The organism is Cyanobium sp. ATX 6F1 (assembly GCF_024346315.1).
Classification (GTDB): domain Bacteria; phylum Cyanobacteriota; class Cyanobacteriia; order PCC-6307; family Cyanobiaceae; genus ATX-6F1.
Genome location: NZ_JAGQCS010000004.1, coordinates 261,097 through 277,100 on the forward strand (window position 1 = coordinate 261,097; position 16,004 = coordinate 277,100).

The following is a 16,004-nucleotide window of genomic DNA, read 5'->3' on the forward strand; positions in this document are numbered from 1 at the left end:
GCTGAAGCCCGTGGCGTTGCTCAGATCGAGGGCCTGAATGACTCCGTCGCTGTCCTTGTTCCAGGCGCCGCCGGTGCCCACGAACAGATCCACCTCGCTCAGGGAGATCGTCTGCAGGGTTACGTCACTGAGCGCCGTGCTGGTGAGGGCTGTGCTGTCCGTGAGCTCCAGCCCGGTCTGTTCCACGAACGAGAAACCGCCCCTGGCCAGCACGAAGCCATCGAGGTTGATGGCCAGTTCACCGCCGATCGATAGGCCAGCGGTTGTGGCCCCGCTGATCGCCGTGGCTGTGAAGGTGTCATCCGCTGGCGAGAGGTCCACCATGCTGGTCCAATCCAAGGCATCCGGCGCGCCCGAAGGTGCCACCCCGCTGAGGCCATTGCTGAGAACATTCAGGCTGGTGGCGGTGATGTCGATCCCTTCGCCCAGTCCATTGAGTTCTGCGCCGTTGACTTCAGCTTGAATCGAATAGTATTTGGCTGGGAAGGTTGAGCGATCGGCTGGATTAGCCTGCAGGCTTGTGTAGATGAAGCGGCCTTCATCGATCGAGAAATTCACCCCATCGGCAGCGCCGACGCGCAAGCCCTTGCCAGGGCCACCATCGCCATCGGGATCGTTGATGCTGATGCTGAGTTGCAGCAATTCAGCGTTATCCAGATCGATCACTGGTGTTGAGGCCGAGGGATCAAAGCTGACATCCGCCTCTTGAATGGTGAGTTCGAAGCCGCCATTGACCTCAACAACATCGAAGGCTTTCAGATTCAATTCACCGGCGATGCGCGTGAAGGCACCGGCGTAGGTGAGCTGCCTGGGGTCGCTCGACTCGGCAAAGAAGGTGGGGTTGTTGGCACCGAGAGCCGTGGACCAATCCAGGGCCGTGGCTTGTGTGCTGCCGTCGGCGGCTACTCCTGAGGCACGGTTGAGTTCAACGGCGATGTTGAAGGCCTGGACCTCGAACTCCGATGGCAACCCGAGCAGTTGAGCGCTGCCCAGCTCGGAGGTGATGGCCATGTAGCTGCGTGAATCTCTCGGTTCGCTCGCAGCTTCTGCACCCTGCAGCATCGCCAGGCCCAGACGACCATCGGCCACGGCGAATCCGGTGCCGTCGTAGAGGCTGGGATCCTCATCGATGGCGTCGAGATCGTCCTGGCTGAAGCGGCCATCTGCCCCTAATCCTTCGCTACCGGCGACATCGATCACGCCGGTTCCTGCGTAGGCGAAGACGTTCTCCAGCTCAAAGGTGACCAGGTCGAACTCACCTTCCGGCGCTGAGCCACCGCTGAGGGTCAGGCTGCGTCGCTTGAGTGTGAAGGTGGCTTCGGCCATCAGATAGGCGAGGATCTGTAGCGTCAGGGTGCCGGAAGCGCCGAACAGTTTTCCTTGATCGCCATCGAAGTCGATGCTGATGGTTTCGGTGGAACTGGGAGTTGCGTCATCGACGAGCGAGAACACTTCGCTGCCGCTCTGGCTGCCTCCTGGATTGAAGTCGAGCACCAGCGATCCAGCCGCCGTTGATGTGTTGACCTCCAGGCTGAAATCTGTCAGCGCGACCTGCACACCCTCGACGCCCACCAGTTCCGCACTGCCGCCGGTGGATTTGAGGGCACGGAAGTCGGCGTTGGTGGCATCAGCTCCTATCCCGTCTTTGTAGGTAACCAGTGTGAAGGCAATGTCTTCGATCCTGATTCCTTGGCTATCACCATCGTTGCCATCTGCCGTTGGGTCCAGGTAGCCGGCAAAGACATCAATGTTGTTGCCGCTGAGAACGCTGTAGATGGCATCATCCACCACCCTGCCATCACTGAAGGTGAGCGGACCTTGCTGTTGGGCAAAGTTCAGCTCTCCAGAGATGCGGAAGTAGTTGTCCATGGTCAGCACGCCCTCAAAGCTGATGGCATACAGCAGCGGGGCGGACAGATTGAAGATGTCTATATTGCTGGCCGCAACATCAAAGCTGCCGGAGAAGTTGAGGAAGTTGTCGCTGGTGCTGATGCTGCCGGTGCCAGTGATGGCCAGATCCAGATCGGACTCAGCCGCGACGTCGATGCGCAGCGCTCCGAGATCGGCGTAGTTGATACGTCGTGGAACGGCCGTGTTGTCAAGGGTCAGAGCAGGAGCCTGTGCGAACCGGATGTCGTAGCTGTCCGGGATGAAGTTGCCGATGAAGGTGATGCGGAAGACAGCTGGTTGCACCGTTGCGGAGATCAGCTCGACTTCATAGGTGCCGTTGGTGGCAAGCGCATTAAGGGCCGTCGTGAGGGCCGCGTCGGTCGCGTCGTAGGCCAGGCTTACATTTGTTGTGCCTACGGTGAGTGTGTAGGTGCCTGCGCTGACCAGGACACTGAGCTTGTCACCATTGAGGGTGGCCTGTTCAGCATTGCCGCTGGTCAGCGATGGTGCGGCATCGAGGGCATCCAGCACCACCGCTCCGCCCCAGTTCTCAACGGTTGGATCGGCGTTGAGGATGGTGGCGATCTGTTCGGCACTGGGCGGGGAGCCGTTGGTTCCCAGCAGGGCAATGGTCGTTCCATCGAGGGAGATGGACCAGGCGCCCGCTGCCGGATTCAGCGTGAGCAGGGTTCCGCTGACCGTGGTGCCGGAGGCAGCAACGAAGGCCGGTGGCGAGCTGAAGCTGATCGTGAACGTGTTGGCGCCGCTCGCCTCCACCACGAAGCTGCGGGCGCCAAGGTCGAGCCCCGCATTGAGAGCCGCTTCCAGTGATTCGGCAGCGGCAGCTGTATCGGGATCATCGGTGAGCGAGCTATCCAGCACCAGAGAGATCTGGCCCACGGCGATCTCGTACTGTCCGGCAACACCTGTGAGGGTGAGTGTGTAGGTGTCGGCTGTCCCCGCGGCAGCGCTGAGCACGGCAACGTTGTCGTTGTTGGTGATCACCACAGCGACATCCACCACCAGGCTGGCATCCACCGTTGCCGCCAGGGTTCCCGTCGCCCCGGCCAGATCCGCTGCTAGATCCGCAGTTCCCAGGACATCAATGGCGGCGTGGGCATTGATCTGGTCAAACTGAATGAAGAAATCAGAAGCGCTGGGGGTTTGCGGCGCGATCTGCAGACCGCCCGGGATTGTGGCGCCTGGCTTGATCAGAATCTCGAAATCTTCTCCAACCGCAGTGACTACAATGTTGTCACCGCCAATCGAACTCCAGGCCGCTAGGGCTTCTTCAATCTGGCTGGCGCTGAGCTGGGTTGACAACTCGGTCAACTCGTTGCCATCAGTGATGACGTAAGTGCCTGTTGGGTTCTGAATCGACAGGGTGTAGGTGGTTCCATCGAATGTTGGGGAACCTGAGCTGATCGTGGCAACATCAATCGCCAAGCGCGATAGATCCAGGCCAAAGGTGAGACCGATGTCAAGCCAGGCTTCCACGTCGGCTTCCACGTCGGCTTGCAGACTGGTGTCGAGGGTGATGCCCGCAGCTGCGAGATCGGCACCCAGATCAAAGGAGAGCTGATCCTCCACACCGAATCGTGTGGGGGCCAACGTGAACGTGAGCCCATCCTGATCAAGACCCACATCAACGCTGACTCCCAATGTTCCAGAGAGGAAATCAGCGAGGCTGGTCTCGATGCGCTCGGCCAGAACGGAGCTGAGGGCATCGAACGACGGCAGGGAGTCTTCGATCTCGCTGAAGCTCAGACCGGTCAGTTCGCTGTAACTGGCTCCAGCGATGGAGGCTGTGGTCAAGGGCTGAGCGACCACGGCCAGACCGGACAGTTGAGTGGTGGCCGTACCGGAGAGCGTGATCGTGAAGCTTCTTGCGCCGGTGGTGGTGGTCTCGACGACTGCCACATTGCCGGCGCCGATGGAGCTGAGTTCGGCGATCGCCGCGGCGAAGGCTTCCGCCGTGGCCGTTGCGTCCACAACGGCGTATTCGGCTTCGGCTCCGCTCCCCAATCGGAGGGCCACCACATCGCCCGTGGCCGCGAGGGTCAGCGTTTTCGAGTTCGATGGCTCGCCGTCAACGAGGGTGGCGGCCTGGATCGAGGCGATGCTGAGGGTGGGCAGGCTGCTGAGGGTGCCCTGGGCTCCGATGCGGAATTCCCTGGTTGTCGCGTCGGCGCCACTGACTTCAACCACCCGCGCTTTGCCCTGGCCAATGCTGTTGAAGAAGCCAAGGATGCGCTCGATGTCCTCGGCGCTGGCCGTGTCTTCAATCAGATGGACTTCCTTCCCATCCGTGAGGACCAGAACATCGCCAATGCTGGTGTCGAAGCTGAGCGTGGTGGTGGTGAGATCGCGGACGGCCAGGTAGTCGACCACGGCAGAACCCGCGCCGATCACCCCATCGATGATCGAGCGCAGATCGAGCAGGTCCTTGAGGGTGCCACCCACCAACGGCAGCGGAGTGTCGTCCGAGAAGATGTCATTGCCGAGGACGGAATCCGCGAGCTCCTGGGCCTTGGTACCCAGCTCGTTCAGCCCGTCCTGCAGCGAACCCGCCAGGTCATGAATCAGATCGAGGGCGGTGGTGACGGCGCTGCCGGAGACCTGGATCGAGTCGGTGCTCTCGATGTCCTGCCAGGCCAGGGTCAGGCTCTGGGTGGGGAACTCTCCCAGGGCCGAGGCGATCTGGATCGAGGCACTGAAGGTCAGGTCGTCAACATCAGGGCCTGGATCCAACGGATCGTTCACATCGCTGAAGTCGACCGTGATCGGGCCGGAGGCCTGCGATGAGCCTGTGGTGAGGCTGAGGGTCAGCCCAGGGTCGATCGCGAGGCTGATGGCGCTGGCCTCGAAGCTGGCCAGGCCCAGATCCCCCGCCAGGGTGAGGGAGCTGACGTCGACATCGATGTCGGACAGCGACAGGTTCAGGCTCCAGGACTGGAGCGCTGTGCCGCCAGCATTGAGGGTGAAGGTTGCGCTCGCCCCCAGGGCGATCGAGGCATCGAGAGAGCCCGCCACCGTGATCGGGCTGCCCTCTCCGAGGGTGAGATCGAGAGAATCGGTGACCGTTTGATCCAGATTCAGGCTCAGGGTGTTGGCTGCCCAGGTCACATAGGTGACGTCGCTGGTGCCGATCAGGCCATTGAGCTCCATGTTCAGGCTGGAGGCGACAACAGCGCCATCGCCGGTTGCGCTGGCCAGGGCATCCCGCAGCGCCGTGAGAATGCCCAGGGGGCCATCACCTGCCAGCGCGGAAGAGGCATCGACCGGCAGTCCGATGCCGATGCCATCGAGCCTGTTCACCACAGAAGCGAGCGCGTTGCTGATGCCGAGCCACGGTTCAACCGCCAGCAGGTCCTGATAATCGGGAGAGAGGGCCGTGGTTTCGATGGTGCCCACCTGGCTTTCCAGAAACCAGTTGCCGCCCAGGGCTGCTGATCCCGTGGCATCCACAGAGGCCGCCACATCCGCTCCGGTGAGCCGCGCCAGGGTTGAGGCGAACGCGAAGCCAGCCGTGCCGTAGCCGGCATCACAGCCATAGAGCAGGATGTCGCCTGTTTCCTGCAGAGCTGAACCCCAGCCGCTGAGGAGTTCTGCCTGGGCTTCCAGGTCGCTTTGACTGAGGAGCTTGCTGCCGAGTTGCAGCACTCCACTGCTGCCGTGGCCGAGGATGTGAATCGCGGCCAGATTGCTCTGACCCGCGAGCGCGGCGGAGATTTGAGCCAGGCCATTTTGCTGGGGATCCAGCAGGGTGACGACCGTGGTTGATGGATCGGCTGTTTGCTGGATCTGCCCAACCAGGTCATGGGCATCGCTCAGCCCACCATCCACGAAGATCAGTTGCCGTCCAGGCAGGGCTGGGCTGCTCTGCGGCGCGGAAGAATCCGTCAGCCAGTCTCCGCTGGCCGCTGGGGCGACGCTCAGGCTGTAGGAGCCTTGCTCCAAGCCACTGATCAAGATGGGATGGTCGACCAGGGCCGGCCAGCTCTGATCAGGGTTGGGTGGTGGCGCCTCCTGCAGCAGGAACACTGGATCGTTGAGTTGCCCCTGCGTGCTGGCCTCCAGCAAGGGCAGCAGCAAGCCTGTTTCGCTGCCCGTGCTCCACGGTTCGAGTGGAACGATGTCTCCCGGGTTCAGGCGATCGGACTGAAGATTCAGGGCCTGATCGGCGAATTCCATGGGGCCTGCGTCTCTGTTTTGTGGCGTAACAAGGCCTGAGATGTGGCCCTAGGGATCGTCAGTAGCGCTCAATGGACACTTGTCCACCGGGTGAACTGCTGAATCGCTGAACAATCGCCTCTCACCCTACGGCTTTCTTCGGGGCCTCATCCTCGAAAACGCCGGTCCTCCTTTAGATCTCACTCTCTTCTAAGCCTTCAGTTGCCCTGGGTTTCGGCGTTCGATCCCCGGGTCGGGCGTGCCGAAGCGATGCCCCGGTTGGGTTCAGGCCGGCGATCCGGTCGCGGCTGTGGTTGGAGGGTTGATGGAGGCTGCTTGGCGCAGGAAGTTGCCCAGCAGCCGATGGCCGCCTTCGGTGAGCACGCTTTCAGGGTGGAACTGCACGCCCTGCAGGTGGAGGTGCTGCCGGTGCCGCAGGCCCATGATCGTGCCGTCCTCCAGCCAGCCGGTCACCTCCAGGCAGTCGGGGAGGCTGGCGCGTTCGGCAATCAGGCTGTGGTAGCGGGTGGCGGTGAGCGGATCGGGCAGTCCCTCGAACACTCCCTCGCCCCCATGGCGCACGGGCGAGGTCTTGCCGTGCATCAACTCGCTGGCCCTCACCACCTTGCCGCCGAAAACCTGGGCGAGGCACTGGTGGCCCAGGCACACCCCCAGGATCGGCACGGTCGGCCCCAATTGCCGCAGCACCTCCAGGCAGACCCCCGCCTGGTCTGGATCGCCGGGACCCGGTGAAATCAGGATCGCCTCGGGCTGCAGCTCCCGGATCGCCTCGACGTTGAGGGCGTCATTGCGCTCCACCCGCAGCTCGGCCGCGATCGGATGCTCCGCCGCCAGCTCGCCGAGGTACTGCACCAGGTTGAAGGTGAAGCTGTCGTAGTTGTCGAGCACCAGCAGCATCAAACCTCGTGGGCCGAGCGGCCCTCAACTGGATCCATTCAAAGGCCGAGCCGGACCCAGAGCGGCGGAATCAGCAGCAGCAGGGCGATCAGCATCGAGGCGAGCGACGCCACCAGCACGGCGGCAGCGGCGCAATCCTTGGCGATGCGGGCCAGGGGATGGAACTGGCGGCCGATGGCCAGATCCACCACCGCTTCGGTGGCGGTGTTGAGCAGCTCCAGCACCAGCACCGCCGCCACGGTGAGCACCAGCACCGCCAGCCGTTCCGTGCTCAGGCCCAGCCAGAGGCCCAGCAGAAAAACCAGCAATCCGGTGATCACATGGATGCGGAAGTTGCGCTGGCTGGCGAAGCCGTAGGCCAGGCCCTGGGCGGCGTAGCGGAAGCTGGCGGGCAGATCGCCGGCCACCCGCCAGGCCCCGACCCTCAGGCTGCGTCCGCGGCGGTGGACGTCGGGGCGTTGAGCGGGGAGTGTCGTGACGGGTTCGGGTGGCATCAGGGTGGTCATTCGGCGCAGGGCCTCAAGCCTCCTGGCACGAACCATACCGCCGATAACCAGCTCAGTCTGTGAGCAGTTGCTGACGCTCCAGCATCGCCGCCAGGCTGGGCTCGTCCGGGTGGTCCCAGCCCAGCAGGTGCAGAAGCCCGTGGCTGGCGAGGAAGCGCAGTTCCTGATCCAGTGAGTGACCGTGTTCGAGGGCCTGGCGTTCGGCGGTTTCCAGGGAAATCACGATGTCCCCCAGTTCCAGCGCTTCGCGCCCCGGCTCGTCGTCGTCCATCCCCAGGGGCAGGGGCATCGGCGGAGCGTCTTCGAGCGCCTCGTCCAAGGCGGCGAAGGCCAGCACGTCGGTGGGGCCGCTGTGCTGGCGCCAATCGGCATTGAGCTCGGCGATGGCGGCATCGTCCACCAGTTGCAACCCCAGGCTGTAGGCGGGGGCTTGCACGTGTTCGGCCAATTCAGCGCCCAACTGGGCCAGCCAGTCGCCGATCAGGGCATGCCAGCGCTCGGCCCCCTCCAGCGGGTCGGCCAGGGAACCGGCGGCGCTCAGCAGCTCCGGCGCCAGCACGCCCTCGACGGAGAAAGCGAGATCGAGATCGGGCAGGGTCATTGGGGCACAATCGGGCGCCCCAGCCAGGCCAACAGCAGCAGGAAGCCCACCAGCCCCACTGCGGTGAGGCCGAAGTGCAGCAGGCTCTGGCGCCCCTTGCGCACCATGTTGCGCATGGCCAGCTTCACGAAGCTGGGGGGTGGTGTCGCCGGGGTAGGGCTGGTGGGATCAGGCATGGGTCATTCAGGCAGCCACATCCGCCGCAACCTCCACACCCTGGCGCAGCAGGGCCTGGATGAACGGATCGAGATCGCCGTCCATCACCCCTTGCACATCGGTGGTCTCCTGAGCCGTGCGCAGATCCTTGACCATCTGATACGGGTGGAACACGTAGTTGCGGATCTGATTGCCCCAGGCCGCCTCGACGATGTCGCCGCGGATGTCGGCGATCTCTCCGGCGCGCTGCTCCTGGGCGATCACCAGCAGCTTGGCCATCAACAGCGCCATCGCCTTCTCCTTGTTCTGCAGCTGGGAGCGCTCCTGGGTGCAGCGCACCGCCAGCCCGGTGGGGATGTGCAGGATGCGCACGGCTGTTTCCACCTTGTTGACGTTCTGGCCGCCGGCGCCGCCGGAGCGGGAGGTGGTGACCTCCAGGTCCTTGTCGGGGATGTTGAGCTTGACCTCCTGCTCCAGCTTGGGCATCACCTCCACACCGGCGAAGCTGGTCTGACGCTTGTCGTTGGCGTTGAACGGCGAGATCCGCACCAGCCGGTGGGTGCCCTTCTCGTTGCGCAGGTAGCCGTAGGCGTAGCGGCCATCGATCTCGATCGTGCAGCTCTTGATCCCCGCCTCCTCCCCCTCGGAGAGTTCATCCACGCTCACCGTCATGCCGTGGTCCTCGGCCCAGCGGGTGTACATCCGCATCAGCATCAGCGCCCAGTCCTGGGCGTCGGTGCCGCCGGCGCCGGCGTTGATCGAGATCACGGCGCCCTCCTTGTCATAGGGGCCGCTCAGGAGCCGCTCCAGTTCCCAGCGATCCAAGGCCGCCTTAAGGCTCAAGAGGCCGCCATGGGCCTCGGCGAGCAGGTCGTCGTCGGCTTCGAGCGCGTAGAGCTCAAGGGTGGCCTGGCCGTCATCGATCAGGGTCTGCCACTGGTGCAGCTGCTCCAGCTGGGCCTTGACTTCATCCAGCAGACGCATCTGTTTCTGCGCCTGCTGCTGGTCGTCCCAGAAACCGGGTTGCGAGGCCAGCTGCTCGAGGTCGCGCTGGCGAGCGTTCAGGGCCGGTACGTCAAAGACAGTCCTGGGCATGGCCCAGGCGGTCAGTGAGCTCGGAGAGATCGCGTTTGAAGTCGGTGAGATCCAGCACCGGCGTTCGGGGGTTCGGTGTGGTCGACCGTACCAGTGCGGCGCAGGGGTGGTTCTTAGGATCCATACCAATCGGCACGGCAACGCAATGGCGGTGGGCACGGCGAACAAGGTTGAGATCTACACCTGGCGGGCCTGCCCGTTCTGCGTCCGCGCCAAGGCGCTGCTGGATCGCAAGGGGGTGGCCTACACCGAGTTCGCGATCGATGGCGATCACGCCGCCCGCGAGGCCATGGCCCAGCGCGCCGGCGGCCGTCGCAGCGTGCCCCAGACCTTCATCGACGGCACCCACGTGGGCGGCTGCGACGACCTGTTCGCCCTCGAGCGCTCCGGCCAGCTCGACGCCCTGCTCGCCTGACCGTGGCGGAGCCCCAACTGTTCGTACTGGATCCGATCCAGCGTCTGCGCCCCACCAAAGACTCCAGCGTCGCCCTGATGCAGGCGGCCCAGCGGGCCGCTCAGCAGGTCTGGGTGGCCACCCCGGCGGAACTTTCCGTCAAGGGGCTGGAGCCGGGGCATGAACCCCTGGTGCGCGCCCAGCTGATCACCCTGGCGGACATCCGGCCCACCAGCGGCGGCTGGGAGCTGCCCGAACCCTGGTACAGCCTCGGGGAGCCCGTCTGGTTGCCGCTCACCCACTTCCCCAGGGTGTGGATGCGCAAGGATCCGCCCGTGGATGAGGCCTACCTCTATGCCACCCACCTGCTGGAGCTGGCGGCGTTCAAGGGGGTCCGTGTGCTCAACCATCCCGCGGCTCTGCGCAGCTGGAACGAGAAACTTGGTGCCTTGCGCTACAGCCATTTGATGGCGCCCACCCTGGTGAGCGCCCAGGTGGAGCAGCTGGCGGCCTTCGCCGCCGAGCAGGGGGAGGTGGTGCTCAAGCCCCTCGGGGGCCGCGCCGGCCAGGGGGTGGTGCGCACGGCGGCGGACGCCCCCGGGCTGCGGGCGCTGCTGGAGCTGGTGACCCAGCAACAGGCGATGCCCGTGATGGCCCAGGCCTTTCTGGCCGCCGTCACCGCGGGCGACAAGCGCATCCTGCTGGTGGACGGCGAACCCCTCGGCGCGATCAACCGCCGGCCCGCTGACGGGGAGTTCCGCAGCAACCTGGCGGTGGGGGGCGCCGCCGAGGCCACGGAACTGAGCGAGCGGGAACGTCAGATCTGCGCCGAGCTGGCGCCGGCCCTGCGCAGCGAGGGCCTTTTCTTCGTGGGCATCGACGTGATCGGCGATCGCCTCAGTGAGATCAACGTCACCAGCCCCACGGGGGTGCGGGAGGTGGAGCGGCTCGGGGGTGTGCCCCTGGCCGATCTCACCATGGAGCGGCTGCTGGCGGGCTGAGGGGCAAGGTCTTGGGCAGATGGCTGTCAGGCAGGCAGAGCTGCTGCTGCAGCACTCCCAGCTTCAGGGCCACCTCCTGCAGTTCCCGTTCCGTCTCCGAGCCCCGCACCAGGCCGGCGCCGGCGGTGAGTTCCAGGCGCCGGCCCCGCAGGGTGCCGCTCCGGATCGCCACCCGCAGTTCGGCGTCCCCTTCGCTGTCAATCCAGCCGATCGGGGCGGCGTAGTGCCCGCGCTCGAACGGTTCCAGGCTGCGCAGCCAGGCCATGGCCTCCCGCCGGGGCAGGCCCGCCACCGCCGGGGTGGGGTGCAGGGCGGCGGCGAGGGCCAGGGGCTGCTGGCCGTCGAGATCGGCGGTGATCGGGGTGTGCAGATGCAGCAGCTGGCCGTGGCGGGCCAGGCGTGGGTGGCGGGGCCGCCGGGGCCGCAAGCCGTTCTCCGTCAGCACCTGGGTGATCGCCTCCACCACCAGCTCGTGCTCATGGAGGTCCTTGATCGAGCCGATGAGCTGACCTGAGGGGGCTCCGATCGGTGCCGTGCCCGCCAACGCATCGCTGCGCAGCTGGCCCTGGCGCACCGCCAGCAGCCGCTCGGGGGAGGCGCCGATCAGGGCCTCGCCAGGCCGCAGCTGCCACAGGAAGCGGCAACTGCCGGGCTGACGCCGGCGCAGGTGAGACAGCAGCCGCAGGGGATCGAGGGGTTGGTCCAGCTCCAGGTCCTGGCGCACCGCCAGCACCAGCTTGCGCAGCTCACCGTCCTCCACGAGCCCGAGGGCCTGTTTCACGGCGCCCCGGTAGCCCGCTTGCCAGCTGGAGCGGTGGATCACACCGGGGCCGAGGGCCGCTTCGCCGTGGGCCTCGGGATCGCTCGGCAGGGTGGAGAGCCGCTGGGCCTCCTCCCAGAGCTCCTCGGCCACGGAGCGGGCGGTGACCTCGCCGCCGAGGCTGCGCTGGAGCCGCAGCCAGCAGTGCCGCCCCTGGCGGCTCAGTTGCCAGCGGGGCAGCACCGCCTGCACCCCCGGCACGCCCGTTCCCTCCTGCAGGGGGCTGTCAAAGAAGGAGAAGGCCAGCAGCACCCGCGGCCTGGCCAGGGGAGGGCAGCCCTGGGGCAGGGCCGCCAGGCGGCTGAGGCTGAGGGCGCTGAAACGCTGGGCGAGCTCGAAGCGCCGGGGCCCACTCAGTTCCAGGTGGTTGGTTTTACCGCTGGCGGCCAGGCACAGCCCCGGGGCCCCATCCCAGAGGAAGCGGAACCCCTGCCCGTCGCCCAGGTGGGGCAGCAGGGCCAGCGGATCGTGACGGTGGTTGTCCCTGGGCTCGGCCAGGGGCAGCGCCAGGCTGAGAACGCCCTCGTCTTCCAGCTGCCGCGCCCCGTGGGCCGCCGCCGCCAGCAGTTCAAGGAAGGAGGGGCTGGCCTGCACCGGTTACGGGATGGGGGGAAGGGCCGTGGAAGCTGCTCAAATGTATGGGCCTTCCCGCGCCGTCCGCCGCCGGCCGCCATGTCCGAGCCCCAGGTCGTCGCAAGCCGTTACGCCTCCGGGGAGCCGGCTGGGGGCTCGCCGGCGCCCGATCGCCGGCGCCTCTGGAAGGCGGCGATCAAGTGGCCGATGTACTCGGTGGCGGTGATGCCGGTGCTGCTGGCGGCCGGTTGGTGGCTCGGTCAGGGTCAGGCGTTGCGGCTGGATCAACTGCTGGGATTCCTGCTGGGGGCGGTGCTGCTGCTGGCCTGGGAAAACCTGGCCAACGATGTGTTCGATGCCGACACCGGCGTGGACCGCCACGGCAAACCGCATTCGGTGGTGAACCTCACCGGCCGCCGCGACCGGGTGGCCTGGATCGCCAACGGCGCCCTGGTGGCGGGCCTGGCCTTGATCGCCCTGGTGGCCCTGCGCAGCAACCCCGCCGTGCTGGTGCTGGTGCTGGCCTGCTGCGGCATCGGCTACGCCTACCAGGGGCCACCCCTGCGCCTGGGCTACCGGGGGCTGGGGGAGCCCCTCTGCTGGCTCGCCTTCGGGCCCCTGGCCACGGCTGCCGCCCTGCTGGCCCTGGCGCCGGCAGGGGCCCTGGTGGGGGTGCCCTGGGGGGCGGCAATCGAGCTCGGCAGCGGCCCGGCCCTGGCCACCACCCTGGTGTTGTTCTGCTCCCATTTCCACCAGGTGCAGGAGGACGCGGCCCACGGCAAGCGCTCGCCGGTGGTGCGTCTGGGCACCGGCCGCGCCGCGGCGCTGGTGCCCTGGTTCGTGGCCGGCACCCTGGCCTTTCAGTGGGCGCCGGTGCTGGTGGGCCAGTGGCCGCTCACGGCCCTGCTGGGGGGCGCGGGTCTGCCGGCGGGCACGGCCTTGATCGGCCTGCTGCGGGAGCACCACCGGGTGCCGGAGAAGATCCATGCCAGCAAGTTCCTGGCCCTGCGCTTCCAGGCCCTCAACGGCCTGGGGCTGGCCCTGGGCCTGGCGATCGGGCCCGCCCTGGCCGCCCTGCGGTGAGCCGCCTGGTCCTGGCCTGGCGCCCGTTCGTCTTCGAGCTGCCCCGGGCGATGGTTACGGCCCATGGGGCGCTGGAGCGCAAGCGGGGCTGGCTGCTGCGGATGGAGGGCGCCGGTGTCGCATTGGGTTGGGGGGAGGCGGCGCCGCTGAACGCCGAGGGGGCGGTGCCTGCTGGGGGGAGCCCGGCTGGACCCGACCTGGCGGCGGCGATCCGGGGGCTGGGGGAGACGATCGAGCGCTCCGACCTGGAGCTCGCCCTGCCAGGACTGCCGTTGGCCCTGGCCTTCGCCTTGGGCTCAGCCCTGGCGGAACTCGATGGCTGGCCCGCCGTTGATGGCGGCGCAGGCGGCTGGCTGGCCGCGCCCGCCTCGGCCGTGCTGCTGCCGGCCGGTGCGGCGATGCTGGACTCACTGGAGCAGGTCCTTGCGCTGAAATCGCCTTCGCCCCTCACCGTCAAATGGAAGGTGGCCGCAGGGGCCGACGGCCGGGAGCGGCAGTGGCTGGAGCGTCTGCTGCAGCGCCTGCCCGCCACGGCCCGGCTGCGGCTTGATGCCAACGGCGGTTGGGACCGCCCGACGGCCTTCGCCTGGGCCCAGCGGCTGGCGGGGGAAGCGCGGCTGGAATGGCTGGAGCAGCCCCTGGCCCCCAGCGACCAGGACGGCCTGCTGGAACTGGCGGCCGCGGTGCCGGTGGCCCTTGATGAATCCCTGCGGACTTTCCCCGAGCTCCGCACGACCTGGAACGGTTGGCAGGTGCGCCGCCCCGCTTTTGAAGGCGATCCGCGCCCCCTCTGGCTGGAGCTGCGCCAGGGGGCATCCCGTCGGATGATCAGCACGGCCTTGGAAACCGGCCTCGGCCAGCGCTTGGTGGCCCACCTGGCGGCCCTGCAGGCCCTGGGCCCCACGCCCACGGCCCCTGGGCTGGCTCCAGGCTGGTGCCCAGGCGGGCCGTTGTTCGAGAGCGATCCGGAGCGGGTGTGGGAGGCGGCGATGTGATCAGCCGCCTGGGCACCGGCGCCGATGCAGCGGCCACGGCCGCAGCACTGGAATCGCTCTGGGCCGAAGGGGCCCTGGTGGGTCTGGCCTCGCCGCAGGACCAGGGCGAGCTGGCGGCGGCCCTGCCCGAGCGCCTGGAGACCCCCTCCCCCTGGGGGCCGGGCGTGGTGATCGCCAGCGGCGGCAGCAGCGGCCGAAGGCGCTGGTGTGTGCAGCCCCTGGCTGGGCTGGAGCGGGCGGCGGTGGCGTCGGGCCTGTGGCTGCAGCTCCAGGGGATCGATCCGGCAGCGACCACCCTGTTCAACCCCCTGCCCCTGCACCACATCAGCGGCCTGATGCCCCTGGTGCGCGCCCGCCGCTGGGGAGCGACGTTGCGCTGGCTGGAGCCCGCCTGGATGCGCGAGCCAGCAGCGCTCGTTGAATGGGCACCTTCCTCCGACGCTGGGCCAGCGCTGCTGTCGCTGGTGCCCACCCAGCTGCAGCGGCTGCTGGCCGATCCCGCCGGGATCAACTGGCTGCAGGGGTTCGCTCTGATCTGGATCGGCGGGGCGGCCCTGGCGCCGGAACTGGCGGCCGCGGCGCGGCGGGCAGGGGTGCGCCTGGCCCCTTGCTACGGCAGCACGGAGACCGGGGCGATGGTCACCGCCCTTTCGCCCGAGCGTTTCCTGGCAGGCGAATGGGGCTGCGGTCATCCCCTGGCCCATGCCCAGCTGCGCCTCGAGCCGGCGAGCGGTGCCCTGCAGGTGAAGGCCACCAGCCTCAGCCCCGGGGCCTTTGAGGCCGGGAGCTTTCAGCCCTTGGAGGCGCCGGGGGGCTGGTGGAGCAGCGGCGACGGGGCCCGACTGAGCGCAGCGGGGCTGGAGCTGCTGGGCCGGTTGGATGGGGCGCTCAGCAGTGGCGGTGAGACGGTGTTCCCCGAGGAGGTGGAGCGGCGGCTGCGGGACCTGGCCGCCGAGGCGGGCCTTCCTCTGCAGGCGGTCCTGGTGCTGGGGCAGCGCGACCCGCTCTGGGGTCAGCGGCTGGTGGCGTTGGTGCGGGCCCAGGGCGGCGCCGATGGATCCGCGCTGGTGGCGGCGTTGGAGACGGCCGCGGCGGCCCTGTCCCCCGCCCAGCGGCCCCGCCAGTGGTTCCCCTGCCCGCAGCTGGCCCCGAATGCCATCGGGAAATGGGAGCGGGGGCGCTGGCTGCGGTGGCTCCAGGAGGCCACGCCGACGTCCTGATCCGCCGACGTCACTCAGTGACGGCCGCATGACAGGGCCGAATGGTTCGGCTAGAAGCGGGGGGTCTGCCGTACCCCGATGACCGATAGCGATCTCACCGAGGTCAGCAACAAGAAGCTCGCCGCCGGACTGCTGGGCATCTTTCTGGGGGCCTTCGGCGTTCACAAATTCGTGCTGGGTTACACCACCCCCGGCGTGATCATGGCGGTGGGTTCGGTGGTCGGAGGTGTGGTCACCTGCGGTTTCGCCAGCTTTGTCTTCGGTGTCATCGGCCTGATCGAGGGGATCATCTACCTCACCAAAACACCCGAGGAGTTCAAGGCCCTCTACATCGACGGCAAGAAAGAGTGGTTCTGAGCCGCGCCACCACCAGCGTGGCGGGCCCGTCGGCCCGTCCCTCCGATCGCCGGGCCGAGCGCCCTGCCTTGCGGCTGATCCTGGCTGTGGCGGCCCTGGTGAGCTTCAGCCTGGCCGGGGTCACGATCTCCGATGGCCTTCATCCCCTGGCCCTGCTGGCCAGCCTGCTACCCCTGCAGCTGGCGACGCTGCTCTGGGTGCTGCGCCGCTGAGCGAGCGCCC

20 protein-coding genes and 1 pseudogene are annotated in these 16,004 nt (G+C 67.3%); 14 read left to right on the forward strand and 7 right to left on the reverse strand.

The window, feature by feature from the left end; genetic code table 11:
• The first annotated feature begins 705 nt into the window (after positions 1-705).
• The 6 genes from KBZ13_RS08090 (at position 706) to KBZ13_RS08115 (ending at position 5,343) form a co-directional block, all read left to right on the forward strand.
• Positions 706-912: a hypothetical protein gene (locus tag KBZ13_RS08090; protein ID WP_255008067.1), complete on the forward strand. Its 207-nt coding sequence runs from the start codon at positions 706-708 to the stop codon at positions 910-912.
• A gap of 468 nt (positions 913-1,380) precedes the next feature.
• Positions 1,381-1,515, forward strand: a complete 135-nt coding sequence (locus tag KBZ13_RS08095; protein WP_255008068.1) for a hypothetical protein — start codon at positions 1,381-1,383, stop codon at positions 1,513-1,515.
• Positions 1,516-1,689: 174 nt separating this feature from the next.
• Positions 1,690-2,721, forward strand: a complete 1,032-nt coding sequence (locus KBZ13_RS08100) for a hypothetical protein (protein ID WP_255008069.1) — start codon at positions 1,690-1,692, stop codon at positions 2,719-2,721.
• Between the two features lie 684 nt (positions 2,722-3,405).
• A complete protein-coding gene (locus KBZ13_RS08105) occupies positions 3,406-4,695 on the forward strand; it encodes a hypothetical protein (RefSeq protein ID WP_255008070.1) in 1,290 nt (429 codons plus the stop codon).
• 46 nt (positions 4,696-4,741) lie between these two features.
• The gene (locus KBZ13_RS08110; RefSeq protein WP_255008071.1) at positions 4,742-4,978 is read left to right on the forward strand and encodes a hypothetical protein; all 237 of its coding nucleotides are present in this window, start codon (positions 4,742-4,744) and stop codon (positions 4,976-4,978) included.
• Positions 4,975-5,343 (forward strand): hypothetical protein, encoded by a 369-nt coding sequence (locus tag KBZ13_RS08115; RefSeq protein WP_255008073.1) that lies wholly within the window; start codon positions 4,975-4,977, stop codon positions 5,341-5,343. Before KBZ13_RS08110 ends, KBZ13_RS08115 begins: the two co-directional genes overlap by 4 nt.
• Here KBZ13_RS08115 and KBZ13_RS15795 read toward each other — a convergent pair.
• A pseudogene (locus KBZ13_RS15795) lies at positions 5,338-5,736 on the reverse strand (DUF4347 domain-containing protein); the annotation flags it as partial. The gene KBZ13_RS08115 and the pseudogene KBZ13_RS15795 overlap by 6 nt on opposite strands.
• Here KBZ13_RS15795 and KBZ13_RS08125 point away from each other — a divergent pair.
• The gene (locus KBZ13_RS08125) at positions 5,686-6,123 is read left to right on the forward strand and encodes a hypothetical protein (RefSeq protein WP_255008077.1); all 438 of its coding nucleotides are present in this window, start codon (positions 5,686-5,688) and stop codon (positions 6,121-6,123) included. The pseudogene KBZ13_RS15795 and the gene KBZ13_RS08125 sit on opposite strands and share 51 nt — an antisense overlap.
• A gap of 225 nt (positions 6,124-6,348) precedes the next feature.
• On the opposite strand, the gene KBZ13_RS08130 is transcribed toward KBZ13_RS08125, so the two are convergent.
• The 5 genes from KBZ13_RS08130 to prfB form a co-directional block, all read right to left on the reverse strand.
• Positions 6,349-6,981, reverse strand: a complete 633-nt coding sequence (locus KBZ13_RS08130) for an anthranilate synthase component II (protein WP_255008079.1) — start codon at positions 6,979-6,981, stop codon at positions 6,349-6,351.
• Positions 6,982-7,019: 38 nt separating this feature from the next.
• Positions 7,020-7,487, reverse strand: coding sequence for a diacylglycerol kinase family protein (locus KBZ13_RS08135; protein ID WP_255008081.1), 468 nt, complete (start codon positions 7,485-7,487; stop codon positions 7,020-7,022).
• Positions 7,488-7,539: 52 nt separating this feature from the next.
• Positions 7,540-8,088: an rRNA maturation RNase YbeY gene (ybeY, locus tag KBZ13_RS08140; RefSeq protein ID WP_255008083.1), complete on the reverse strand. Its 549-nt coding sequence runs from the start codon at positions 8,086-8,088 to the stop codon at positions 7,540-7,542.
• Complete coding sequence (locus tag KBZ13_RS08145; protein WP_255008085.1) at positions 8,085-8,264, reverse strand: DUF3285 domain-containing protein; 180 nt, start codon at positions 8,262-8,264, stop codon at positions 8,085-8,087. Before KBZ13_RS08145 ends, ybeY begins: the two co-directional genes overlap by 4 nt.
• A 7-nt stretch (positions 8,265-8,271) precedes the next feature.
• A protein-coding gene (prfB, locus tag KBZ13_RS08150) for a peptide chain release factor 2 (RefSeq protein ID WP_261358922.1) occupies positions 8,272-9,394 on the reverse strand; the annotation gives its coding sequence in 2 pieces (ribosomal slippage) (positions 8,272-9,321 and positions 9,323-9,394; 1,122 coding nt in all).
• Between the two features lie 90 nt (positions 9,395-9,484).
• On the opposite strand from prfB, the gene grxC reads away from it, so the two are divergent.
• Entirely contained in the window at positions 9,485-9,754 is a 270-nt protein-coding gene (gene grxC, locus KBZ13_RS08155; RefSeq protein WP_255008089.1) for a glutaredoxin 3, read from the forward strand.
• Positions 9,755-9,756: 2 nt separating this feature from the next.
• Complete coding sequence (gene gshB, locus KBZ13_RS08160) at positions 9,757-10,734, forward strand: glutathione synthase (RefSeq protein ID WP_255008091.1); 978 nt, start codon at positions 9,757-9,759, stop codon at positions 10,732-10,734.
• Here the strand turns inward: gshB and KBZ13_RS08165 are convergent.
• Positions 10,706-12,148, reverse strand: a complete 1,443-nt coding sequence (locus KBZ13_RS08165; protein ID WP_255008093.1) for an isochorismate synthase MenF — start codon at positions 12,146-12,148, stop codon at positions 10,706-10,708. The genes gshB and KBZ13_RS08165 overlap by 29 nt on opposite strands.
• A 78-nt stretch (positions 12,149-12,226) precedes the next feature.
• Here KBZ13_RS08165 and menA point away from each other — a divergent pair, with 78 nt between their 5' ends.
• The 5 genes from menA (at position 12,227) to KBZ13_RS08190 (ending at position 15,994) form a co-directional block, all read left to right on the forward strand.
• A complete protein-coding gene (gene menA / locus KBZ13_RS08170) occupies positions 12,227-13,210 on the forward strand; it encodes a 2-carboxy-1,4-naphthoquinone phytyltransferase (protein WP_255008094.1) in 984 nt (327 codons plus the stop codon).
• Positions 13,211-13,215: 5 nt separating this feature from the next.
• Entirely contained in the window at positions 13,216-14,205 is a 990-nt protein-coding gene (locus KBZ13_RS08175) for an o-succinylbenzoate synthase (protein ID WP_409995630.1), read from the forward strand.
• Positions 14,187-15,425, forward strand: coding sequence for an AMP-binding protein (locus KBZ13_RS08180; protein WP_255008096.1), 1,239 nt, complete (start codon positions 14,187-14,189; stop codon positions 15,423-15,425). Before KBZ13_RS08175 ends, KBZ13_RS08180 begins: the two co-directional genes overlap by 19 nt.
• 78 nt (positions 15,426-15,503) lie before the next feature.
• Positions 15,504-15,782: a TM2 domain-containing protein gene (locus KBZ13_RS08185; protein ID WP_255008097.1), complete on the forward strand. Its 279-nt coding sequence runs from the start codon at positions 15,504-15,506 to the stop codon at positions 15,780-15,782.
• The gene (locus KBZ13_RS08190; RefSeq protein WP_255008099.1) at positions 15,773-15,994 is read left to right on the forward strand and encodes a hypothetical protein; all 222 of its coding nucleotides are present in this window, start codon (positions 15,773-15,775) and stop codon (positions 15,992-15,994) included. Before KBZ13_RS08185 ends, KBZ13_RS08190 begins: the two co-directional genes overlap by 10 nt.
• The last annotated feature ends 10 nt before the right edge of the window (positions 15,995-16,004 follow it).